General features: G+C 30.2%; 22 protein-coding genes. 12 read left to right on the top strand and 10 right to left on the bottom strand.

What is annotated here, in order from left to right; all coding sequences use genetic code 11:
• Positions 1 to 5: 5 nt before the first annotated feature.
• The 5 genes from KTC94_RS07725 to KTC94_RS07705 all read left to right on the top strand — a co-directional run bounded on the left by KTC94_RS07725 (position 6) and on the right by KTC94_RS07705 (position 3,603).
• Positions 6 to 698 carry a response regulator transcription factor gene (locus KTC94_RS07725; RefSeq protein ID WP_220286447.1) on the top strand — a complete coding sequence of 231 codons (693 nt, stop codon included), beginning with the start codon at positions 6 to 8 and terminating at the stop codon, positions 696 to 698.
• Between the two features lie 127 nt (positions 699 to 825).
• Positions 826 to 975 (top strand): hypothetical protein, encoded by a 150-nt coding sequence (locus KTC94_RS07720; RefSeq protein ID WP_220319918.1) that lies wholly within the window; start codon positions 826 to 828, stop codon positions 973 to 975.
• A gap of 35 nt (positions 976 to 1,010) precedes the next feature.
• Positions 1,011 to 1,934 carry an ATP-binding cassette domain-containing protein gene (locus tag KTC94_RS07715; protein WP_220319919.1) on the top strand — a complete coding sequence of 308 codons (924 nt, stop codon included), beginning with the start codon at positions 1,011 to 1,013 and terminating at the stop codon, positions 1,932 to 1,934.
• A complete protein-coding gene (locus tag KTC94_RS07710; protein WP_220319920.1) occupies positions 1,927 to 2,664 on the top strand; it encodes an ABC transporter permease in 738 nt (245 codons plus the stop codon). The genes KTC94_RS07715 and KTC94_RS07710 overlap by 8 nt, the downstream gene beginning before the upstream one ends.
• Before the next feature lie 39 nt (positions 2,665 to 2,703).
• Positions 2,704 to 3,603 (top strand): sensor histidine kinase KdpD, encoded by a 900-nt coding sequence (locus KTC94_RS07705; protein ID WP_220319921.1) that lies wholly within the window; start codon positions 2,704 to 2,706, stop codon positions 3,601 to 3,603.
• 36 nt (positions 3,604 to 3,639) lie between these two features.
• Here KTC94_RS07705 and gltX read toward each other — a convergent pair whose 3' ends face one another.
• The gene (gltX, locus tag KTC94_RS07700) at positions 3,640 to 5,295 is read right to left on the bottom strand and encodes a glutamate--tRNA ligase (protein ID WP_216302724.1); all 1,656 of its coding nucleotides are present in this window, start codon (positions 5,293 to 5,295) and stop codon (positions 3,640 to 3,642) included.
• A gap of 511 nt (positions 5,296 to 5,806) precedes the next feature.
• On the opposite strand from gltX, the gene KTC94_RS07695 reads away from it, so the two are divergent.
• A complete protein-coding gene (locus KTC94_RS07695) occupies positions 5,807 to 6,457 on the top strand; it encodes a Type 1 glutamine amidotransferase-like domain-containing protein (RefSeq protein WP_216302725.1) in 651 nt (216 codons plus the stop codon).
• Positions 6,458 to 6,510: 53 nt separating this feature from the next.
• On the opposite strand, the gene KTC94_RS07690 is transcribed toward KTC94_RS07695, so the two are convergent.
• Together KTC94_RS07690 and KTC94_RS07685 are read right to left on the bottom strand one after the other, a co-directional pair.
• Complete coding sequence (locus KTC94_RS07690) at positions 6,511 to 7,929, bottom strand: MATE family efflux transporter (protein WP_220319922.1); 1,419 nt, start codon at positions 7,927 to 7,929, stop codon at positions 6,511 to 6,513.
• A gap of 146 nt (positions 7,930 to 8,075) precedes the next feature.
• The gene (locus KTC94_RS07685; RefSeq protein WP_216302727.1) at positions 8,076 to 10,160 is read right to left on the bottom strand and encodes a helix-turn-helix domain-containing protein; all 2,085 of its coding nucleotides are present in this window, start codon (positions 10,158 to 10,160) and stop codon (positions 8,076 to 8,078) included.
• 211 nt (positions 10,161 to 10,371) lie between these two features.
• On the opposite strand from KTC94_RS07685, the gene KTC94_RS07680 reads away from it, so the two are divergent.
• The 3 genes from KTC94_RS07680 to KTC94_RS17750 all read left to right on the top strand — a co-directional run bounded on the left by KTC94_RS07680 (position 10,372) and on the right by KTC94_RS17750 (position 12,387).
• A complete protein-coding gene (locus KTC94_RS07680; RefSeq protein WP_220319923.1) occupies positions 10,372 to 11,040 on the top strand; it encodes a hypothetical protein in 669 nt (222 codons plus the stop codon).
• Between the two features lie 189 nt (positions 11,041 to 11,229).
• Entirely contained in the window at positions 11,230 to 12,138 is a 909-nt protein-coding gene (locus KTC94_RS07675; RefSeq protein ID WP_216302729.1) for a GNAT family N-acetyltransferase, read from the top strand.
• Between the two features lie 102 nt (positions 12,139 to 12,240).
• Positions 12,241 to 12,387, top strand: coding sequence for a DUF2651 family protein (locus KTC94_RS17750; RefSeq protein WP_369811888.1), 147 nt, complete (start codon positions 12,241 to 12,243; stop codon positions 12,385 to 12,387).
• Positions 12,388 to 12,395: 8 nt separating this feature from the next.
• Here KTC94_RS17750 and queC read toward each other — a convergent pair whose 3' ends face one another.
• From queC to queD, 4 genes are read right to left on the bottom strand one after another with little or no spacing between them, the layout of a single operon-like run.
• Positions 12,396 to 13,052: a 7-cyano-7-deazaguanine synthase QueC gene (gene queC / locus KTC94_RS07670; protein WP_216302731.1), complete on the bottom strand. Its 657-nt coding sequence runs from the start codon at positions 13,050 to 13,052 to the stop codon at positions 12,396 to 12,398.
• Between the two features lie 39 nt (positions 13,053 to 13,091).
• Positions 13,092 to 13,682, bottom strand: coding sequence for a GTP cyclohydrolase I FolE (gene folE / locus KTC94_RS07665; RefSeq protein WP_216302732.1), 591 nt, complete (start codon positions 13,680 to 13,682; stop codon positions 13,092 to 13,094).
• A 3-nt stretch (positions 13,683 to 13,685) separates the two neighbouring features.
• Positions 13,686 to 14,351, bottom strand: a complete 666-nt coding sequence (gene queE / locus KTC94_RS07660) for a putative 7-carboxy-7-deazaguanine synthase QueE (protein ID WP_220319924.1) — start codon at positions 14,349 to 14,351, stop codon at positions 13,686 to 13,688.
• A 1-nt stretch (position 14,352) separates the two neighbouring features.
• Complete coding sequence (gene queD, locus KTC94_RS07655) at positions 14,353 to 14,784, bottom strand: 6-carboxytetrahydropterin synthase QueD (protein ID WP_216302734.1); 432 nt, start codon at positions 14,782 to 14,784, stop codon at positions 14,353 to 14,355.
• Positions 14,785 to 15,150: 366 nt separating this feature from the next.
• On the opposite strand from queD, the gene KTC94_RS07650 reads away from it, so the two are divergent.
• Positions 15,151 to 16,659, top strand: a complete 1,509-nt coding sequence (locus KTC94_RS07650) for a DUF1846 domain-containing protein (RefSeq protein ID WP_165413913.1) — start codon at positions 15,151 to 15,153, stop codon at positions 16,657 to 16,659.
• Between the two features lie 90 nt (positions 16,660 to 16,749).
• Here the strand turns inward: KTC94_RS07650 and KTC94_RS07645 are convergent, their stop codons facing one another.
• Together KTC94_RS07645 and KTC94_RS07640 are read right to left on the bottom strand one after the other, a co-directional pair.
• Entirely contained in the window at positions 16,750 to 17,508 is a 759-nt protein-coding gene (locus KTC94_RS07645; protein ID WP_220319925.1) for an acyl-CoA dehydratase activase, read from the bottom strand.
• Complete coding sequence (locus tag KTC94_RS07640; RefSeq protein WP_216302735.1) at positions 17,496 to 18,506, bottom strand: 2-hydroxyacyl-CoA dehydratase; 1,011 nt, start codon at positions 18,504 to 18,506, stop codon at positions 17,496 to 17,498. Before KTC94_RS07640 ends, KTC94_RS07645 begins: the two co-directional genes overlap by 13 nt.
• A 342-nt stretch (positions 18,507 to 18,848) precedes the next feature.
• Here KTC94_RS07640 and KTC94_RS07635 point away from each other — a divergent pair, with 342 nt between their 5' ends.
• Entirely contained in the window at positions 18,849 to 19,643 is a 795-nt protein-coding gene (locus KTC94_RS07635) for a MerR family transcriptional regulator (RefSeq protein ID WP_165413910.1), read from the top strand.
• A 223-nt stretch (positions 19,644 to 19,866) separates the two neighbouring features.
• Entirely contained in the window at positions 19,867 to 20,898 is a 1,032-nt protein-coding gene (locus KTC94_RS07630) for a PTS sugar transporter subunit IIC (protein WP_258876414.1), read from the top strand.
• Between the two features lie 100 nt (positions 20,899 to 20,998).
• On the opposite strand, the gene KTC94_RS07625 is transcribed toward KTC94_RS07630, so the two are convergent.
• The gene (locus KTC94_RS07625) at positions 20,999 to 22,123 is read right to left on the bottom strand and encodes a 3D domain-containing protein (RefSeq protein ID WP_220319927.1); all 1,125 of its coding nucleotides are present in this window, start codon (positions 22,121 to 22,123) and stop codon (positions 20,999 to 21,001) included.
• Positions 22,124 to 22,503 lie beyond the last annotated feature (380 nt).

The following is a 22,503-nucleotide window of genomic DNA, read 5'->3' as shown; positions in this document are numbered from 1 at the left end:
GGAGTATGAATAAGGATATTAATATATTAGTGATAGAAGATGATGATTATATAAATAGTATGTTAGCTAGACTTTTGCAAAAAGATAATTATAACGTAAGACAAGCTTATTCAGGTACAGAGGCTATGATGTATATTGAAAACAATGATTTTCAATTGGTACTACTTGATTTAATGTTGCCTGGAATGAATGGAGACGAAGTATTAAAGGGTATAAGGGAAATTAAGCAAATGCCAGTAATTGTGATTTCAGCGAAAATAGATAAACAAGATAAAATAGATATGCTAAAGCTAGGAGCAGATGATTATATTACAAAGCCTTTTGATATAGGGGAGGTTTCAGCTAGGGTTGAAGCAAATATTAGAAGATATATGGATTTTAATAATAGTGATAATTGTGCGCGGAATTTAACATATAAAGATATAGTTCTAAACAAAGAAACTAAAGAAGTTATTGTAAATAACCAGGAGTTAATATTAACAGCTAGAGAATTTACAATACTTGAGTTGTTTCTGTCTCACACTAAAAAAGTATTTAGTAAAGCTAATTTGTTTGAAAGTGTTTGGGAAAGTGAGTATTTAGGAGATGACAATACAATTAATGTTCATATGAGTAATTTAAGAAGTAAATTACATAAGGCAAACCCTAATGAACAATATATAGAAACAATATGGGGTATGGGATATAAAATATCATAAAAAATAACTAGTAAATACGCTAGTTATTTTTTTATTCTTAAGGTTTTCTTAAGGAGTTCTTTAATTTCTCTTATGCATTGAGTATTAAGATAAATATATAAGAAATAAAAAATTTGGGGGAGTTAAAGTGAGTGAAGTTTTAAGGCTAAGTAATATAAGTAAAGTTTATGGAAATCAAAAGGTGCTAGATAAAGTAGGTTTATCTATAAATGAAGGAGAAATTATAGGCCTTGTAGGTAACCACTATATTTCTTATAGCAACCTGCATTATAATTAATAAAAAAAATATCTAAAGAAAGGGTGGAGCTGATTATGAATAATGTAATAGTAAAAACTACAGCAATCTCAAAGATATATAAAGGAATAAAGGCATTAGATACAGTAGACATGACTATTAATAAGGGGCAGATATATGGACTTATAGGATTAAATGGAGCGGGGAAAACCACATTAATGAGGGTTATAGCTGGCCTTTGCGTAAAGGACAGTGGAAGTGTGGAGTTATTTGGTGAAAATGATGAAATGACTGTTGAAGCTAATCGAAAGCGTATGGGGTGCTTAATAGAAATACCTGGAATTTATGTTAATAAGACTGCTTATGAAAATTTAGAAATTGAAAGGATTCAAAAGGGTATACCAGGAAAAGAGTGTATAGAAAAAGTTTTAAATGATGTAGGATTAGTAGATTTAAAGAATAAAAAGGTGAGAAATTTTTCTAAAGGCATTAAACAAAAATTAGGAATAGCAATGGCACTTCTTAGTGAACCAGAATTTTTAATGTTAGATGAGCCTATTAATGGATTAGACCCTATTGCAATAATACAGATAAGGGAGTTATTAAAAAAGCTAAACATTGAAAACGGAGTTACAATGTTAATATCTAGTCACATATTAGCAGAACTTCATCAACTGGTAAATTGCTATGGAATAATTCATAATGGTAAACTCATAGAACAAATTACAGATAGTGAATTAGAGGATAAATGTAAAAAACTTATTCACATTAAAGTAGACGATGCTGCTAAAGCATCAGTTGTGTTAAATACAAAGTTACAAACAACGAATTTTCAGGTTTTACCTAATAATATTATTAAATTATATGATTATGTAGATAATGCAGGGAAAGTGTCGAAGGTCCTTTCAGGGGAAGGAATTTCAGTAGAAGAAATTATGCCTATGGGAGATGACTTAGAAGCTTACTTTACTAAAGTAATAGGTGGTGCATTAAATGCTTAATTTATTAAAAGTTGAATTTTACAAATTGAAAACATCAAAAACATTCAAGTTGATATTAGTATTAATGGTAGTTCAATCAATTTTGTGTCCTATAACATTTAGTAAGGAAATGACGGGAAAACAGGTGCTATTACAGGTGTTTGGTGCACAAGAATTTATAGCATTATACATGCTAATAGGCGCGTTTGCGGCATGTTATATAGGCGATGAATTTAGCACTGGATGTATAAAAAATTTAATTGCTTGTGGACATAAAAGACGGGATATTGTTATAGCAAAAAGTATATCTTATTATGTTGGAATCGCAATTATAAGTTTAACGTCTCCAATTTTAATTACTATAATAAACACTATTATGAACGGATATGGTGAGGTATTTACTTTGAATTCACTTGCATTTATACTTGAATTATCGTTTCTTATGGTTCTTATATATATTGGCATAGGAAGTATTGCAGTTTTAATATCATTTATAGCTAGAAATAGCATAATTACAGTGGGAGCGTTTATTTTAGTAGATACAGTTAATAGAGTTTGCAGAGGTTTAATTTTTCGAAAATACCTTATTATTAAAATTTTAAATAAAACTATATTTGGCCAATCATTGTTTTTGGACACGGATTATGTTGAATTTTCACAGGGGTTTAAAATAATAGGAATCTCTATAACAACAATAGTAGTTTCAACATTATTAAGTGTGTATTTTTTTAACAAAGCAGAGATTAAGTGATTTTAGAAAAAAACATATATAGCAAAGGTGGGAGATAAAGTGATATTTATAATTGTAGGACTATTAGTTGCATCAGTGATTTTGTTTGCTCGCTTATTTTATATGAAAAAGCAAGTAATAAGTGTAACAAATCAGCTTATAGATATCAATGAAAACAATATAGATAAAAAAATAACTATAGGTCTTATAAATCCAGAAATTGAAGCATTAACTAAAGTTATTAATGACACTATAAATATGAGAAAACAATGTGAAGCAAGCAAAATTAAATTTCAGAATGATCTAAAACAAAACATTGCAAATATGTCACACGACCTTAGAACGCCATTAACATCAATAAAAGGATATATTCAATTTTTAAAATTAGATAATATAAGTGATGAAGAAAGAGTGGAATATTTAAACATAGCTGAGCAGAGGACCAAATCTCTTGAAAGCTTATTAAATGATTTTTATGAACTATCTTTAGTTGAATCCCAAGATTTTGAATTGAATTTTGAAAAAATAAATATTACCAATATATTGCAAGAAATATTACTTGGCAAGTATAGTGATTTTACAAGTAGAAATTTGAAGCCCAATATACAAATACCAAATCAAAACATTTATATAATAGCAGAAAAAAAATCTTTAGAGCGAATAATTGAAAATTTGCTAAGTAATGCTATTAAATACGCAAGAGATAATGTATCAATTTATTTAGAAACCAACTCAAATGTGGTATTATTAAAAATAACAAACACAGTTATAAATTTATCTTTAGAAGATGTAGAAAAGATTTTTGACAGATTTTACATGGCAGACAAAACCCGCTCAGAAAAAGGAACAGGACTTGGACTTTCTATTGTAAAAACATTAGTAGAAAAAATGAATGCAATCATAACAGCGGATATTATTAATGACGTGTTATGCATTTGTTGTGAATTTAAAAGACTATAAAAATTGCCACCTACATGTAGGTGGCAATTTTATTTCTTAAATAAAATTTTGACTTAATCTTTCAATAACACGGTTTTCACCCATAACTTGCATTACTTCATGTAAATCTTGAGTTTGTGTTTTATTGGTTATTGCTACCCTTACTATTGTGGCAACATCTGATAGTTGACCTATAAATAAATCTGGATTCTTTTTATAAGTTTTAGCATTTTTTGCATACCCAAGTTCGAGTGCTAGCGCTTTAAGGGTTGCAAACCAGGTGTCATTATCATGGGAATGATCATATACATCTATATAGCTAGTAAGTACTCTTCTTACCTCATCCATTGGTATATGGGTAGGGAAATTGTAACTACCTTTTATGCTGTTTTTATAAAGATCATCAAAGAAATATTCAATATGTTCTTTTACATCTAACCATTTTACAAAATCTTTTCTTGGCTTTTCATTTTCTCTTTCAATATTAAATATTTTTTTAGAATAATCTTCATTTTCAATTAGTTCATTTGCAATTGTAGTATCATAATGTTTAGCCCAATTAAGATAAAGGTCGTATACGGTGGATGCATCCATAGTGGCTATAACATTTTTACTAATATCATTAAGTTTTAAAATATCAAATAGAGCTCCACTTTTGCTCATGTTTTCAAGGGTGATATTAAAGTTTGTGCAAGGTTCATCTTCATGGGTATCTCTCCACTCTTGAAAATTAGAGTTAATAAGATTTACAAGGTACTCAGTTACAGCTATAAAAGGATAACCTTGAGATTTATAAAAATCTACGGAAATTTCAGGGTCGTTTCTTTTACTGAGCTTACGTTTTGATGTCCCATCCATTTTCATAATTGTAGGTATATGAGCGTATTCTGGAGGAGTACATCCTAACATTTCAAATAGTTGCAAATGTATAGGAAGAGACGAAAGCCACTCTTCACCACGGATTACATGGGTTGTTCCCATTAAATAATCATCTACTGCATGTGCAAAATGATATGTTGGAATCCCATTAGTTTTAAGGATCACAATGTCTTGGTCGTTTTCTGGCATACTTATAGTCCCTTTAATTAAATCATTACAAACTACTCTTCGACCTGATTCTTCAGGAGATCTAAGTCTTATAACATAAGGTGTGCCTTTTGATAACTCAGAATTAATTTCATCAAGACTAGAATTTCTGTGAATAGCCCATTTTCCATGATACCCTGTATTAATTTTAAGTTCTTGTTGAGTTTTCCTTGTGTTATCTAAAGCTTCTTCAGTGCAAAAGCAAGGGTAAGCTAATCCTTTTTTTATTAGTGATTTTACAAAAGCATGATATATACTAATTCTGTCGCTTTGTTTATAAGGTCCATATGTACCCTTTTCATTATCAGAATCTACAACTCCTTCATCAAAAAGAATTCCAAAATCCCTTAGAGTGTTAGTGGTGTCTTCAATGGCGCCAGCAACCTCTCTCTTTTTGTCAGTATCCTCTACTCTAAGATAAAATATTCCTTCGCTTTGATGAGCTAGTCTTTCAGATATAAGAGCCGCAAATACACCTCCAAGATGCTGGAAGCCAGTAGGACTTGGGGCATATCTTGTAACCATAGCATTAGGTTTAAGATTTCTTTTTGGATAAAACTCTCTATAGTGTTCTGGAGTTGTGGTTATGTTAGGGAGCAGTAAATCTGATAGTTTTATATAATCCATTTTAATCATCCTTTCTTATAAAAGTGAAGCAATGTACGTGATAATTTAATTAAAAATAAAAAAACCTATCATCCTATAATAGGATGAAAGGTAAACTTATTGGTTATCTTTAAATTGAAATTACAATTACTTTTCTTTTCCATTATAGTTAACACTAATTATACATATATTATCTAGATTGTCAACATACAACAAATTATATTTTAAGCAAAAATTAACAATATATATATATTGGGAGATAACTTGGCGTCAATTTTATAATAAGGCTAGCATTTAGAATTACATAAGGTGTCAAGATGTAGTTGTATAGAATAGAATAGCATCACGAGTTGAAAAAGTATAAGAAGTCAAAGATTTAGAAGTGCACCTATGGCTAATGAAAAAGCAATAAATCTATACAAATGTCTAGGTTTTGAAAAATAAGGTATAATATATAAAATAAATGAAACATATAATTAGAAGTTATCAAAAGTATAGACTTAAGGGAAAAATATGGAAGTGAGATGATGATATGGGAGCATTGGTTCTGCTAAGCGATTTTACTGAAAAAGATAATGTTTTTTTGAAAAAAAAGATGAAAGAATTATTTTTAGATAAAAAATATACTTTAAGCTATATACCTTCAATGACTGATAGAAATTTAAAGTGTTTTGAAAAAACAAAAAATAAGTTAAGTGAATATGGGAACTTCGAATTTAATTATTTTGATATAGATTATTTTTGTAATATAGAAAAAATAGATAAAATATTTAAATCGGAAGTAATATATCTATCATCAGGGAATACCTATTATTTTTTAAATAGCTTAAAGAAAAGATATTTTATAACTAGACTTAGAAGGTATGTTGAAAATGGAGGTTATGTTATAGGATTAAGCGCAGGGGCAATAATGATGGCAAAAGACATATCAGCTGCACAATTTGGTGATGAAGATATAGTTGGATTATCAGATTTATCATCTTTAGATCTAGTTGATTTTGACTTTATGCCGCATTGGAATCATCACAGTCATTATTTAGAGGATTTAAAGGAGTATTCTAACAATACGGGCAATACAGTTTATACATGTAATGATGGCGATGGAATCATTGTGATTGATAATAAATTGCACTTTTATGGGGATATAAAAATGATAAAAGAAGGTGAAATAAGGAAAGCTTAGTTAAAAGTCGATGTAATAATTTATACATCGACTTTTACTGGAAATATAAAATATTAAATAGTTGCATTAGCAAGTCTAAGTTTAGTCTTATTATTCTTGAAAATTTGATGCATCTCTAGTATTTCTAAAGAAATATAAGTATATTTAATGAATATAGCAGCTGTAATGAAGGATATCATGTCCGATACAGGATAAGCAAGCCATGCTCCAAATACACCCATATCCAAACCACTTACAAAGGCATATACTAGTGGAATAAATACTATTAGTTGTCTAAAAATAGATAATTTTAAAGAGGCTTTAACTCTATTTATAGCTTGGCAATAGGCGATTGATAAATAATATACTCCAATGCAAGGGAATACAGCTATAACTACTTTAAAAGCCTTTGCTGTCTGTTGTATAATGGCAGGATCATTTATAAATAATCCTATAAGTTGTTTTGAAAAGATCATGAATATTGCCCATAATAAAGTTGAACTTACAGATACTGCAATTATAGATGTTTTAACAACTTCTTTTAATCTTGTATAATTTCCAGCACCATAATTATATGCGGCTATAGGTTGCATAGCTGAACTTATACCCATAATCGTCATAAACAAAAACATTGAAACTCTTGTAGTTAAACCAACTGTTACGATGGCCAAATCTCCGCCATAAGAGGCTAGTAAATTGTTTAAGATAGCAGCGACTACGGCATCTGATATCTCTATTATAAAGGTTGAAAACCCAACACATATTATTCCAATTGATACTGCTTTATTAAGGGTTAATTTAAAAGAAAATTTTAATCCCTTTTTTATTTTTATAAATACAATTAAAACATATATAAAAGCGATTATCTGAGATACTACTGTTGCGATAGCAGCTCCCTTTACTCCATATGAAAATACATTTACTAGGAAATAATCTATAATTACATTACAAATTGCTCCAATAGAAGTACTTAATAAAACTATTTTAGTGTTTCCAAAAGCAGTTATAATATAAGATGCAATTAATGTAAAGGATTGAAATAAAACTCCCATTAATATTATACTTACATAATCTTTTGCAAGAGGAAATGTATTTTGCGAAGCACCTAAGCTAAGTAAAATTTTATCTTGAAAAATAAAAATGCTAAAACTAAACACAGATATTATTATAAACATTAGAACTATAGCATTAGGTATAATAATTCTTAAATTTTCAAAATCCTCGTCTCCACAGCTTCTTGCAACGGCGGTAGAAGCACCAATGGCTATAAGCATAGATATAGCTAAAAATAATCTTTGAATTGGAAAGGCTATGGTTAAAGCACCGATTGCATTAGCTCCTATTGATTGTCCCAAAAACATAGAATCTACCATGTTGTACATTTCTGCTACCATTAAAGAAATTATTGCTGGCACGGAAAATTTTAATAACAGTTTCCAGATTTTTTCCTCGCCAAACATTTTATTGCTTTCTGTGACGCTACTCATTGTCATGAAATCCACTTCTCCTTAATCAATTTGTTTCCTTAATATTATTATACGCTGTTATGAATATTTTAACATTCACACAATTGCTACATAAAAAGTACAAAGTTGCTGACATGTGAGAATGGATAATACTTAAATAACAAAAAAACACCTTAAAACAGGTGTTTTTGTACTTCTTGAAGAACTATTAAGGTAGAACCATAGCCTTCAATCTTTATTATGTTATTATAAACTGCAGTTTTTTTTGCAAAAGATAAAGAAATATTGGGAGCAGAAATCTTAGTTAGAATTTTCCATTCATCATAACCCAGTCTTTTCGGCTTACCCATGCGTAACCAAATATCGTAAGCTGATCCAACTTTTTCTCCAATTTCATATTTAATAACTTTATAGTCATGCACTAAATTTTTAATGGATAATGATATTTTTCTTTCAGTAATATTTTTACTACCCTTACCTTTAGATAAATCCTCTAACTTAATCAGGGTATTAAGTTCATCACTGTAACTGTAAAGTAAGACCTGGATATCTTCATCTTGCCTTGTGATAATATATCCATCACCTTGGTCTACAACCTCATTTCCTAGTTTTGATAATAAATAATAAGCGTAGTAGGAAGCTTTCTTTATACCATCTAAAGTAAGTAGGCCTGGTGAACCAAAAAACAATTCGTTGTTTAAAATTGAGTTCTCCTCCACGGTATCAAAAGCTTTTAGGGTGAGCAGACTGCTATTGTTGTTAATAAAATTATGAATAATATATGGAAGCATATAGGAAGAATCATAAATAGTATTTATAGCTTTAGGAACATTAAAAGGATCCTCTATTAAATTTTGCAATTTATATTTTACAAAAATTTCGCGAGTAATATTTATGTACTCTACAGATAAATCCTTTGAGGCTTGGAATTTCCACAGCTTTACTACCTCAATTCCATATATATTAGCAAAATATAGTATAAAGCTTTCTAAAAGTTTTATGAAAGAACTTTTATCTTCAAAAGTCTGATTCAAAATTATTAATGGTACAAGGGATATATCCATTAAGAATTCTAAAAGTTTTTCAACTTCATTCCAGTTTAAAAACCTTACATTCTCATTGAAATATATTTTCATTTCTTTTCCAAATAGGTTTTGAACTATACCATTTTTAAAACCTATAGCATCTTGAATAGCTCTTAAATATCCTTGTTCCCGTGCTTTAATAAGTTCTTTTGCTTGTCCTAAATTTATTTTTTCCTTCCATTTATGTTGTAATTCTGTGCTTGGGTATGCGAAATCTGTTTGGAGTTTTATAATTTTGTTAGTATAGTTAAATCTATCATAGTCCTCTAAATAATAAGATAAATACTGAAGTGAGCTAGATAAATCATAAGTTTCTACTTTTTTAAAGCTATCAAATTCTTCCTCTGGTATATGATATTTTTTTCTGAATTGCAGAGGAGTACACTTGTAGTAATCTTTAAAGCTCTTATTATAATACCTAGCATGAGAAAAGCCAACATCCAAAGAAATATCTGAGATTGTTTTATCAGTATCTAATAGTAGTTTAATAGATTCATCTACTCGAACATTATTTACTAAATCTTTAAAAGTTGTTCCAGAGATGTCTTTTATTTGATGACATAAATAGTAAGAACTTAAGTATTCTTGATTAGCTATATCCTGTAAAGTAATTTTATTCATGTAGTTATTATATATGTACTTGATGATTCTATGATACCTCTGAAATTGCATTACATTTTCTTTTAAAGCGTTCTCATAAGTAAGATAGTGAAAGTTATTTATTAAATGGAATAATAATTTTACTAAAACAGCATCTATATGATCGTCAAAGTTTTCACTTTTTTGTATTACCTCGCAAGCTAGTATAGATAAGTATTGCCTTAAAACATCATATTTTTCTTCATGTTGTGCACCTTCTTTACTAGAGTTCGTATAAAAATAAATATTTTTCATATCATCATAATACTTTTCAAAAAATGTAAAATCCAAGTGAAAAATTAAAACCTTATTTTTCTCATTTGAATAAATTCTATGGGGTTCATCACAATTTATGATTTCAAGCTCATGTGCGTATACTTCATAATTCTCTGATTCTATAAGTACATTAATAGTGCCCTCAAGCACAAAGATTATTTCTATAGAATTATGCCAATGGATTGGATAATCCTTTATATTCTCAAGGGAAATGCTTATAGGTAAATCGTTTATATAACTTATATATTCTTTTCTCATTGTAATAACCTCTTCATTAATTATTATGTATAGGTATATTATACATCATGAATTTAAAAGTTATACCCACATGGTAAGTTGCAGGAAAAAATAAAAATATGGAGGGTTAACAATTTACTGAAAAATTACATAATAAATGAATAATATGGAAACAATATTATTGTAATACTTTAAGAATTGATATGTATTTAGAAGTTGTAAGGAGGAGTTAATGGGGAAATATATTTATATTGTTATTTCAAGAACACCAACTTCTACAGGCAAGATAGTTAGAAAATTTTTAAAAGAAAAATATAATCATGCATCAATTAGCCTGGATAAAAATTTAATTCAAATGTATTCCTTTTGTAGATTTTCAATTAGCAATCCCCTTGTAGGAGGTATAGTGAGAGAAAGTGCATTTACGCTTACCATAGGACTTGAAAAAGATGTTCCTATTAATGTATATCGGATACCAGTAACTGTTAGAAAATATGAATTAATAAGTAAATTCATATATGATATATATAATGATACTGAGATATATTACTATAATTTTCTTCAAGCTATTGGGATTATTTCTAATAAGAGGCATGCTGTTTACAAGACATATATATGTTCTGAATTTGTCATGGAAGCATTAAGGCAAGGAGGGATCAAGCTTACTTCATTAGAACCCTATCAGATAACACCAACAGAAATTTGTGACATTATGGAAAAGTTTATTTGTTATTCTGGAAATCTCAACGACTATCCATTTAAACAGAAGGTAAAAACAAAAGAGGATGAGCTTTTCTTTTGTAAAACAGGTTTTCTTTATGAATGGGTACATACGCTTAGACATTTTTGGAAGGTTATATATAGAGATATGAATAGCAAAAAAAATAGTAGTAGGATCTAAATTTAAATTGTTGATAAAGTGTCTTATTTAGGGTAGTAACATATAATGCAAGAATTAAAAATAAAAATAAAACATATAAATCGTATGTATCAATAATTTATACATCTGATTTATATGTTTTTTGCATTGAGATACACTAAAATGTAGATTATACTTTAAATATGAATTTTTAAATTAGGGGGAAAAACGATGGATAATTATCATCATACAATTTCTATAAAGTTGGAATTAAATGAAGAAGAATATGAAGCTATTAAAAGTTTGGAAGCTGCTTGCTATGAAAAACAAAAAATTAATTTGAAATTAGAACTTGGTCTTAAAATGCGCCAAAGAAAAAAAAATGTAAAAAATAAAATTGTTGGAGAGTTCCTATATTATGAAAATGAAATTCTAGTAGGTTATTTAGGCTTATGCAATTTCGGAGGAGCTACAGTAGAAATAAGCGGTATGGTACACCCTAATTTTCGTAGAAAAGGAATCTTTAAAAAACTATATTTAATTGCTAAGGAAGAATGGCAAAGAATATGTCCTCAAGAGGTGTTAATGATATGTGACCATACATCGGTTTCGGGCCTTGCATTTATTAACTCCATTGGAGCAGAATATGGTTGTTCAGAGTATAAAATGTGCTTAAATAAGAAAGTATTAGAGGCTACTCCTAGCAATGTAATTAAACTTAGATTGGCATCAACAAGTGAAGACGCGGTTGAAATTGATAGGCAAAGTTCTATTTATTTTGGAACTCCTAAAAAAGATGCTCATGATAAAGAGGATAAAATGGACATGGAAAAACCGTCAATTAATGTGGATGATAATTTTATTAGTTATATGGCTGAGCTTAATGGGGAAATTATAGGTAAAATTCATATTTGTATAAATGATAATGAGGGGTTTATTTATGGAGTTGGAGTAATTCCAGATTTTCGAAGAAAGGGATATGGACGAGAAATTTTAAATTCTGCCCTTAATATATTAAATAATAAAAATGTAGATAATATTTTTATTGAAGTTTCTAGGTCAAATAAAAATGCACTTGGACTTTATGAATCCTGTGGATTTGAAGAAATTTCTGTAATGGATTATTATGTAGTATATTAAAGCACTAGATGTTCATTATATCTACTGAGGAACATCTTTTTTTATATTGATTTCGATTTAAATCTATTAAATGCTTGTTATTTTACTGATTAACTTTGGAGTTTGTTGAGTGTAACCTTTACTGTATTTAATTCAAGTTTTCTAATTTGGTGTTTTGTATACACCCTTATTTCTTTTTTTGGAACACTTATAGGAGATTTAATCATTATATCTAGGAATGAGTTGGTTAACAAAAGAAAAAATCTATAAAATAATATTTATAGATTTTTTTCTTTGAATTCTAAATATCCATTTTTTCTTAGTTTACAAGAGGGGCAGTCTCCACAACCATTACCTTTTATTCCATTATAACAAGTTAAAGTATCCTCTTTAACTATATCAAGTACACCTAAATCATAAGCCATTTTCCAAGTTTCTGCCTTGTTAATCCACATTAAAGGTGTTTCAATTACAAAATCATAACCCATAGCTAAGTTTAAGGTAACATTTAGAGATTTTATAAATACATCTCTACAATCTGGGTATCCACTAAAATCACTTTGAGATACACCAGTTATAATATTGCTTATACCTCTTTGCTTTGCAAACACAGCTACAAAACTTAAGAATAATAAGTTTCTTCCATCTACGAAGGAATTAGGTACACTATCTTTAGGTGCTGACGTGTCCACCTCTATATCTTTTCTTGTTAATGAATTTGGTGCTAGTTGGTTTAATAGGTTTAAGTCTAAAAAATGATGCTCAACGCCGTGCTTTTTACATATATCCTTTGCACATTCGAGTTCTAATATATGTTTTTGACCGTAATCAAAAGATACAGCTATAACTTCTTTATATCTCGCCAGCGCCCAAAATAAACAAGTTGTGCTATCTTGTCCGCCACTGAATACTACTACTGCTTTTTCTCTATTCATAATTAATACGCCTCCCCTTATTTACTATAAACCCTCTATTTATTTACTATAAAGCATCATCAATTTATTATTTAAAATCACATCAGTATTAAATCTTCCCCTAAAAGTAGTTGACAATGTTTTAGTGCCTGGCTTTTTTACTCCACGGGTCGTCATGCAGGCATGCTCACCTTCTATAATAACAGCCACATCGCGTGAGTTAGTAACCATCTGCATAATCTCAGCTATGTCTGTACCTATTCTTTCTTGAAGCTGTAATCTGCGACCTACCATATCAGCTATTCTTGCAATTTTACTTAAACCAATAATTTTTTTGGTAGGAACATATGCAACTGTAACTTTCATATCATACATTAAAGCTAAATGATGTTCGCAATGACTAAAGATTTGGATATCCTTCATTATTACCATATCACGGGACCCTTCTTCAACTATTAAATCATCAACAAATGTTGTATTAAACATTTTTGAAATTTCATCATTGCTATATCGCATGCCAGCGAATACTTCTTCGTACATTTTAGCTACACGGGTTGGGGTATCTTTAAGGCCTTCCCTTGAAGGATCATCACCTATTGCTATTAAAATACCTTTTATATGTTCTTCAATTGCTTTCGTATCAATTGCCATATTTTACACACCTCTCTTATTTGGATCCCAAATGATTTTATGAAGTTGTACTTGAAGATTAACACCATTCATTTTATTATACTTCATAAATTCTACAATCTCTTCTAGGTCAATTTGTCCGAATACTGGACTAATATATACATTTGTTTTGCTAGTTAGCTCATATTTATCTATTATAAATTTGGCCTTTTGTAAATCTGACCTGCTGCCAGATACAAATTTAACTGTATCTTTATAACCTAAATATTTAAAGTTATTTAAAGTCATTTTATCTTCCATATTACTTGAAGGTAATTTATAATCCATATTAAAGCTTGGTGGATTTTCTATACTTAAAAATTCATCTAAAATAACACTACCATTAGTTTCTATTTCAACATGAAGCGATCTATCGCTAGAGAGCGTTTGTAATAGTTCTATAATTCCTTCTTGAAGCAGTGGCTCACCACCAGTTAAGGTTATATTTCTAATTTTAGTAGATTTTATATATTTGTATATCTCAACAGGCGTCATGAAGTCATAACGAACATTTTCATTATTGGCCCAGGTGGTATCGCAATAGCTACAATGTAAATTACAGCCTGCAAATCTTATAAATACTACTAGTTGTCCTGACAGAGGACCTTCTCCATTAACACTTATAAATTTTTCAACTACTTTGTATTTCATTTTAACGTGCCCCGCTTTCTTCATATGATGCACTATTAGTAGGCGTTTCATAAACCGTAGTTTTTTTTACAAGATAACCTTTATCTTTCATTAGTTCAAAAAAAAATGATGCAAAGTTTTCAGCTGTTGGTCTAAAATCAACCAGAATTACATTAAAGCCATCTTGCTTTAGACAATTTAAGGTTTCGCTTCTCATGGTATCTTCTTGCACTATTAAGGCATGGTCATAAGAATCTACCATATCTTTAACATCTTTTTTTAGATCACCAAAATCTATTATCATGCCGTCAAGTTGTCCGCCTTGTGCCAAGGTTTCTGATTGAACGTAAACTTCAACTTTCCATCTATGTCCGTGAATATTTGAACACTTTCCTTTATAACCAGAAAGAAAATGTGCACTGTCAAAGCTGTGTTCTGTCTTTAAAATATACATGGGTTCACTCCTCTTAATATTTATGTTAATATCCTTAATATTTCGAAAAAATCATTTTATTTTTCATGTTTATAATTTTTTGTAAATAAAAAAGGGCATAATCTACCCTCATACAAAAAAAGCTACCTAAAACGGTAGTTACGTCCTAGTTTTGTTTATAGACAGGATGGTTTAGAACTGTCTTATTAGGTTTTATTATTACTAATTTTACTATAAGTTATGAGGTATGTCAACTCAATATAAAGTTTACTTTAAACTGAAATTGTGTAATAATATAAAGTTGTAAAAGCATATTCAATTATAGTATCATGGAGAAATATTGGGTATAATATATCTAAAAAATAATGTTGTTAGTGAGGAGTAAAAATGAAAATAGGATTTGATCAGAAAAAATATTTAGAAGAACAATCAAAATATATTTTAGAAAGAGTTAATAATTACGATAAATTATATTTAGAATTTGGGGGGAAACTTTTCAATGACCTTCATGCAAAAAGAGTTTTACCAGGATTTGATGAAAATGCAAAGATTAAGTTACTACATAAATTAAAAGAAAAAGTTGAAGTCATTATTTGTGTATATGCAGGAGATATCGAGCGAAACAAAATTAGAGGGGATTTCGGTATTACATATGATGTTGATGTTTTAAGATTAATTGATGATTTACGTGAATATGATCTTGATGTAAATAGTGTTGTAATAACCAGATATGATGGGCAACCAGCAACTACGATTTTTATAAATAAGCTAGAGCGTAGAGGAATAAAAGTATACAAACATAGGGCAACCAAAGGATATCCTACAGATGTAGATGCAATTGTAAGTGATGAGGGATATGGCAAAAATCCATATATTGAAACAACAAAATCTATTGTAGTTGTAACAGCACCAGGGCCAGGAAGTGGCAAGTTAGCTACTTGCCTTAGTCAGCTTTATCATGAACATAAGCAAGGCAGAGCAGCCGGTTATTCAAAGTTTGAAACCTTTCCAGTATGGAATATTCCTTTAAAGCATCCTTTAAATATAGCCTATGAAGCTGCAACAGCGGATCTTAACGATGTAAATATGCTGGATTCATTCCACTTTGATGCTTATGATAAAATATCCGTAAACTATAATCGCGATATTGAAACTTTCCCTGTACTTAGGCGAATTATAGAAAGGATAACAAATGAAGAAGCTGTTTATAAATCTCCAACAGATATGGGAGTTAACAGAGTAGGCTTTGGAATTATTGACGATACGGTTATTAAAGAAGCATCTAGACAAGAGATAATAAGAAGGTATTTCAAAACAGGATGTGAGTATAAAAAAGGTTACATAGATAAAGAAACCTTCGAGCGGGTAAAGCTTCTTATGGAAGAGCTTAATTTAAAACAGCAAGATAGGAAAGTTGTTATTCCTGCAAGAGAACGCTCGTCGGCTTTAAAACAATGTTCGAGTAAAAATGAAACTTGCCCAGCAATGGCAATGGAGCTTAATGATGGAACAATAGTAACTAGTAAAAGTTCATCTGTAATGGATGCAACAGCTGCCATAATTTTAAATGCTGTTAAATATTTTGCAAATATAAATGACGAGATTCACCTTATTTCTCCAGTTATACTTGAGCCAATTATAAATCTAAAATCAAAAACATTAGGTAGTAAGAAACCAGCTTTAGATTGTGAAAATGTGTTAATTGCCCTTAGTATATGTGCTGCTACAAATCCAACAGCAAAGGTAGCCATGGATAAATTAGTAATGCTAAAAGGATGTCAAGCTCACTCAACTACAATCATAAGTACAAATGATGAGCAAACTTTTAGAAAACTTGGCATAGATATAACCTGTGATGCAGAATATGCAACTGAGAGTCTTTACTATAACAATTAGTTATTTTAAATACCTTGTTTCTAATAACATAGAAGTAAAAGCTCACTCTATCAAAGTAGGGTGGGCTTTTATGATAAAAAAAGAGTAAGTTTATAAAAACTTATCTCCATAATAGCAACATCCAATGGCTCCATTAAATTGTGGATGCTCAATTGATACTATCTCTTCATAATCTTCTTTTAAATATCTTTTTAGTGCGGTATTATTAGCAACACCACCAGTTAAAATTAATTTTTTACCTTTAAATCTACTTAAAAGAGGTTGAAGTCTCTTGTATAGAGAATAGTTAACACTGGAACATAAGTTTTCTATACTTACACCTTCAGCTATTTTTCCAATTAACTCTGACTCAGAAAACACAGCACATGTTGAATTAAGTTCTACAGGATTTTCATAATTCACACTCATGTCATCAAGAGATATTTCAAGTACATTTGCCATATTCTCTAAATATCTACCACAGGAAGCAGCACATTTTTCATTAAGCTCTAGGTCAGTGGTGATGCCTTTTTCTACTTTTACAACCTTAACATCTTGGCCACCTACATCTAAAAGTATAAAATCTTTTAAGCCAGTTTGATAGAGCCCCCCATACACGTGGGCCTTTATCTCATTTATTGGTGTGAATAACAATAAGTCAATATTATTTCTTCCGTAGCCTGTAGATACTGCCTTATCAATTTGCCTAATATCAAGCTTATCTAAATTAACAACAATCTTACCATCAAAGTCGCAGTAATTTCTGTAAAAGCTCATGGTACTTACTTTAGCCTTCTGTATTATCTTATTATTTTCCATTAAAACAATTTTAACCTCGCGGCTTCCAAGGTCAATTCCTAACACTCGCATTTTTCAGCCTCCTTCAAATCTAGTAGCATATCAAGAAAGGCTTCTAACCTAAGTTTTGTTCTTGCATCTAAGATATTTAACTTGTCACCTTCGATATTTAATATGGGTATATCTAGTTTTTCTTTTAAAATAATATTTTCGACTGCTCTATAGCAAAAGGCTTGAGTGTAGTGAATTATTCCATCTAGTTTACGTTCGTCAATTTGCGTTTGTAACTCTTTGATCCTAAAGTCAGTATCATAAGGATAAGTGTAGTCATAATATTGCTGAAATATATTTAGTGATTTATCTGCTCTTGGAAAAGCAAATTCTCTTTGAACTTCATTGTATACAAAATTAGCATTAAACTTCTCAACAAATTCATAGATATCGCAAGTCATGGGAGGAACCCCTATATATCCAAGTCGTAGTTTTCTAATTACTGGTTTTTTATTTTTCATATAACAAATAGATTTTTTAAGTTCGACTTCAAAGGCATCTATATCTCCATTAAAATCACTTAAGCTTACTTGATATAGATGATTTTCAAAACCAGTTACCTTATTATGGATATGTGTTAGTTCATCAATTGTTTTAGCTAAGGCTCTAATTTCATTTAGCCTTTTTCTAACTACTTCAACTTCTTCAATCGTTACATTAAAGATACTCATAAATTTATTTATTTCGTGTTCTACATCATCTAATTTGTGACTGTGTGGAAAGGAAAAGGGATAAACTTTTATTCCTTTTAACGTAAGCACTTCAATAAGGGCTTTGGTATTAGAACAGTCGCCCTCCACAACTCCGATTATCTCTTTAATGCCGTTTGCTAAGCACGCTCCATAAATTCCCTTTATCCAAGTGCACAAGCTTTTAGGAAAGCCATCTTTTTCTGCAATGTCTATATATTTCAAATAGTCCTTAGAGGTTATAAAAACATTATTTAAATCTACAGGGGTATAACCCGCCGCAATTAGAACCTCTACAGGTACGGTAGTTGTTAAGCCTATTTTCTTCATTTTAAATCCTCCTAAAAAATAAAAAAGGGCGTAAAACGCCCTTAACGTCCTAGTTTTGTTTATAGACAGGATGGTTTAGAACTGTCTTATTTAAGTTTTATATTAATAAAGTTTACTTCATATAATTAAGTATGTCAATTAGACATTATTTCTACGTACATAAATAAAATTTAAAATATTATTGAAAAATATATTGACGCTAACGTTACGTTATAGATTATTATAGATTTGTAGGGAAGAAAATAGAGAAGGGATTTCTAGGGTAACGACACTTTAGTTTATGAAGATGCAAAGCTGATTCGGTATTGATGATGATTAATAAAGAACGAAGGAGATGATTTTATGTCCTACAAAATAAAAGAAGTAGCTGACATGGTTGGAGTAAGCGTACGTACACTTCATCATTATGATCAAGTAGGTATTCTAAAGCCAGATTCTGTAACAACAGCAGGATACAGACTTTACACTGAGATGGACATTGAAAGATTACAGCAAGTTTTATTTTTTAAAGAACTGGATTTTACTTTGCAAGAAATAAAAGAAATTTTAGATAATCCAGGTTTTGATAGAAAACATGCGTTAATGACACATAAAGAGCTACTGATAGAAAAAAAGAAGAGACTTGATAAGATAATAAAATCTGTAAATAAAACTATAGATTCCATTGAAGGGGGAACAGATATGAATAAGAAGGAAATGTTTGAGGGATTTGATATGACTGGAATAGAGGCACATAAAGAAAAATATGCAGAGGAAACAAAGCAAAAATATGGTAACTCTGATGAATACAAGGAAAGCGTGAAAAAAACCTCAAAGTACACAAAAGATGATTGGGCCAGAATCAATACAACAAGTGGACAAATATACAAGAAAATTGTAGATAATATGGATAAAGGTGTAGAACATTCGGAAGTTCAAAAGGCAGTAGGCGAGCTAAGACAGCAAATTACAGATAACTTCTACAATTGTACTATAGAAATATTTAGAGGACTTGGAGATTTATATGTTTGTGATGAACGATTTACAGCTAATATTGATAAGTATAAAGAAGGTCTAGCTAAGTTCTTAAGTGAGGCAATGTATTACTATTGTGATAAGGCAAAAAAAGGTGTCACCCACTTGGAAAGTAGCAAGTAAAGAAAAGGGACAGTTAATAATTTGTATAAATTATTAACTGTCCCTTTGAAAATTTCATTCAGGTTTTGTTTTATAATTTGATTGTAACATGTATATTGGAATGTTATTATTAGATTGTAAAACTTTAAATTTCGTTGCAAGGATAAATATTACAAATATAAGAACTAACAAATTAAACAAGTATAATAAATGATAGTATTTCAAAATGAAAAGGGGGATAAATTTGTTTGTATTAATTAAAGGTATAGGATTATTACTTTTTACATTGTTCTTGTTTTCACTTTTTAGTTTAAAAATGCCTAAAGGTCAAAAAGCTATGTCAGGCCTGGCAAATGCTGCTGTAGCAACATTTTTAGTAGAAGCGATACATAAATATATAAGCGGAAATTTATTAAACATTAAATTCTTGGGTGAAGTAGGCGCTTCCTCAGGAAGTATGGGTGGCGTAGTTGCTGTAATATTAGTTAGTATAAATATGGGGTTGAATCCTATATATGCTGTAACAGCTGGTGCTGCAGTATTTGGGTATGGTATTCTTCCAGGCTTTGTAGCTGGATATATAATTGCATTTATCGGCCCAATTTTAGAGAAAAAGCTACCCAAAGGACTAGATATAATAGTTGGTGCAATTTTGATTGCACCACTTGCTAGGGGTATCGCTTTAGTGGTAGATCCAATAGTAAATTCAACTTTACTTAGTATTGGAAGTATGATAACTGTCGCTGCTAATCAATCCCCTTTTATTATGGGGTTCTTATTAGGTGGAATTATGAAGATGATATGTACATCTCCTTTAAGTGCTATGGCACTAACCGCGATGCTTGGGTTACAAGGTCTTGCAATGGGGATAGCATCTATTGCCTGTGTTGGTGGAGCTTTTTCAGATGGTATAGTATTCAAAAGACTTAAACTTGGTGATAAAAGTAACATAATAGGTGTGATGCTTGAACCGCTAACACAGGCTGATATAGTAACTTCAAATGCACCTCCTATATTTTTTTCAAACTTTATAGGAGGTGCACTAGCTGGTTTAAGTGCTGCTTATTTTAAAATAATAAATAATGCTCCGGGTACAGCTGCACCTATTCCTGGATTATTAGCACCATTTGGTTTCAATGAACCTAAATCAGTTATTTTTGCTATATTATTTGCCATATGTGGTGGAATTATTGGTGGACTCTTTGGTTCTACTATAGTTCTTAATATTAGAAAAAAAAGAAATAAAAAAGTAGAAAAGGAAGATGTTGTAGCGTAAAGTAGAAAAATCAAGGACCGTTAATAATTTTATAAATTATTAACGGTCCCTGATTTTGGTTTATTATTCTCTAATCGCATATGAGGCATTTACAAAATAATTAATCTAGTATTTGTACGTTTAAGTATTTAACGCCCCAGTTATTAACTTCTTCAGGGGTGTTGAAAAATACATCTATAAAGTTACCTTTTATTGCAGAACCAGTGTCCGCAGCAATTGCATTGCCATAACCTTCAACATATAATTTTGTTCCTAAAGGAATGACATTAGGGTCTACGGCTATTGTACTATAGCCATTTGGATTTCGCTCTGTCTTTCTTCCGGAGGCAGTATAAGTATTACCTGGAGAATCTGTCGAATAGGCAGTGGCCTTTACACTAAAAGACCTACCAGAAGATGCAGTAGCTTTTAAATTAGCAGCCCTTGAAGGAGCTGAACCATTTTGAGGATTCACAGAATTTTTTAAAGATTCTCCTCTTGAAGGGGTTATGGGTGACAAAGTGCCTTGAGCTATAATTTTACTCTGAGGTTCTTTAACTACAGCTTCTTTAACAACTTTTCTAGTTACTTCTTTCCCATTCTCATAAGTTACATTTAAAGTAATACTTTTTTCGCCTTTTGTTCCATTTTGTACAACCTTACTTTCAGATTTTAATGTATCGCTATCCTTTTTAATAACAGTTTTAAAATCAATAGGTTTTGTCTGTTTTAGTGTTTCTATTTTAACTCTAGTTATGGTAACATCCATACCTTTAGATAACTTCGTTTTTACTGATGGTGAAATCTTATCAGTAGGGCTTAAAACGATTTTTTCTGTAGTTAACATTCGGGCGATATCTTTTTCAGCAGACTTTACGTTAAGCTCTTTATTGTCTACTAAGACTTTAATATTTACAGCGCGATCTATAGTTATAACATCATTGGTAGTTATTTTTGAATTTAAAGATTTGTCAATCCTATCTTTTACTGCTATATTTATACCAGCTTTTTCTAAGGCGCTGTCAAAAGTTTTTTGGTAAGTTACTAATTTAGTAGGTTTGCCATCTACAACCACTGTAATATTTTTTCTGATAAAGCTCATGAAAACAGTTAAAGTTGCAAGTATGGTGATAAGAATAGATCCAATAACAATTTTTGTTCGCTTATCTTTCATAAATTTAAGCAGAATATCATCTCCTATTATAAAATTCAGTACAAAGCATCTACAAAAAATAATACTAATCATTCTAGTCTATTTTTTTTGATGATTAAGTACTGGTGTCAGATGCCCAAAATACAGTAATCTTAAACATATTATAGTTAAAATCACTCTCAAAAGATGCATGAGAAGTAGGGGAATCATGTATCTGTACCAATATATGGAACGATAGAATATTTCAACAATATTGTAGCACGTTTATTTGTGGGAGGCAACTATTTTTTGTTGCAAGTAGGTTGTAGAGTGCAAGCAACTCATTTGTAGCGTGAGCGGCACCATGCTATAATATGACTATAAATATTTGAACAAAATTATACAAGGCCTCAGAACGATATCTAAAAAATTACAGTATTTGCAAGGTAACTGTGCAAGCACTTGTGAATATGGTAAGGATATCAAAAGGTGCT

The organism is Clostridium sp. CM028 (assembly GCF_030585565.1).
Taxonomy (GTDB): domain Bacteria; phylum Bacillota; class Clostridia; order Clostridiales; family Clostridiaceae; genus Clostridium_AD; species Clostridium_AD estertheticum_B.
This window is presented reverse-complemented; position numbering and strand designations above follow the sequence as displayed.

Excerpts from the sequence above, each read along its gene's own strand:
- queE (WP_220319924.1), bottom strand. The coding sequence starts at position 14,351 with ATGAAATACAAAGTAGTTGAAAAATTTATAAGTGTTAATGGAGAAGGT.
- KTC94_RS07685 (WP_216302727.1), bottom strand. The coding sequence starts at position 10,160 with ATGAGAAAAGAATATATAAGTTATATAAACGATTTACCTATAAGCATT.
- KTC94_RS07715 (WP_220319919.1), top strand. The coding sequence starts at position 1,011 with ATGAATAATGTAATAGTAAAAACTACAGCAATCTCAAAGATATATAAA.
- KTC94_RS07645 (WP_220319925.1), bottom strand. The coding sequence starts at position 17,508 with ATGCGAGTGTTAGGAATTGACCTTGGAAGCCGCGAGGTTAAAATTGTT.
- KTC94_RS07650 (WP_165413913.1), top strand. The coding sequence starts at position 15,151 with ATGAAAATAGGATTTGATCAGAAAAAATATTTAGAAGAACAATCAAAA.
- KTC94_RS07640 (WP_216302735.1), bottom strand. The coding sequence starts at position 18,506 with ATGAAGAAAATAGGCTTAACAACTACCGTACCTGTAGAGGTTCTAATT.
- KTC94_RS07635 (WP_165413910.1), top strand. The coding sequence starts at position 18,849 with ATGTCCTACAAAATAAAAGAAGTAGCTGACATGGTTGGAGTAAGCGTA.
- KTC94_RS07690 (WP_220319922.1), bottom strand. The coding sequence starts at position 7,929 with ATGACAATGAGTAGCGTCACAGAAAGCAATAAAATGTTTGGCGAGGAA.
- folE (WP_216302732.1), bottom strand. The coding sequence starts at position 13,682 with ATGGCAATTGATACGAAAGCAATTGAAGAACATATAAAAGGTATTTTA.
- KTC94_RS07725 (WP_220286447.1), top strand. The coding sequence starts at position 6 with ATGAATAAGGATATTAATATATTAGTGATAGAAGATGATGATTATATA.
- queC (WP_216302731.1), bottom strand. The coding sequence starts at position 13,052 with ATGAATAGAGAAAAAGCAGTAGTAGTATTCAGTGGCGGACAAGATAGC.
- KTC94_RS07675 (WP_216302729.1), top strand. The coding sequence starts at position 11,230 with ATGGATAATTATCATCATACAATTTCTATAAAGTTGGAATTAAATGAA.
- KTC94_RS07625 (WP_220319927.1), bottom strand. The coding sequence starts at position 22,123 with ATGATTAGTATTATTTTTTGTAGATGCTTTGTACTGAATTTTATAATA.
- KTC94_RS07695 (WP_216302725.1), top strand. The coding sequence starts at position 5,807 with ATGGGAGCATTGGTTCTGCTAAGCGATTTTACTGAAAAAGATAATGTT.
- gltX (WP_216302724.1), bottom strand. The coding sequence starts at position 5,295 with ATGGATTATATAAAACTATCAGATTTACTGCTCCCTAACATAACCACA.
- KTC94_RS07680 (WP_220319923.1), top strand. The coding sequence starts at position 10,372 with ATGGGGAAATATATTTATATTGTTATTTCAAGAACACCAACTTCTACA.
- KTC94_RS07710 (WP_220319920.1), top strand. The coding sequence starts at position 1,927 with ATGCTTAATTTATTAAAAGTTGAATTTTACAAATTGAAAACATCAAAA.
- queD (WP_216302734.1), bottom strand. The coding sequence starts at position 14,784 with ATGTATATTTTAAAGACAGAACACAGCTTTGACAGTGCACATTTTCTT.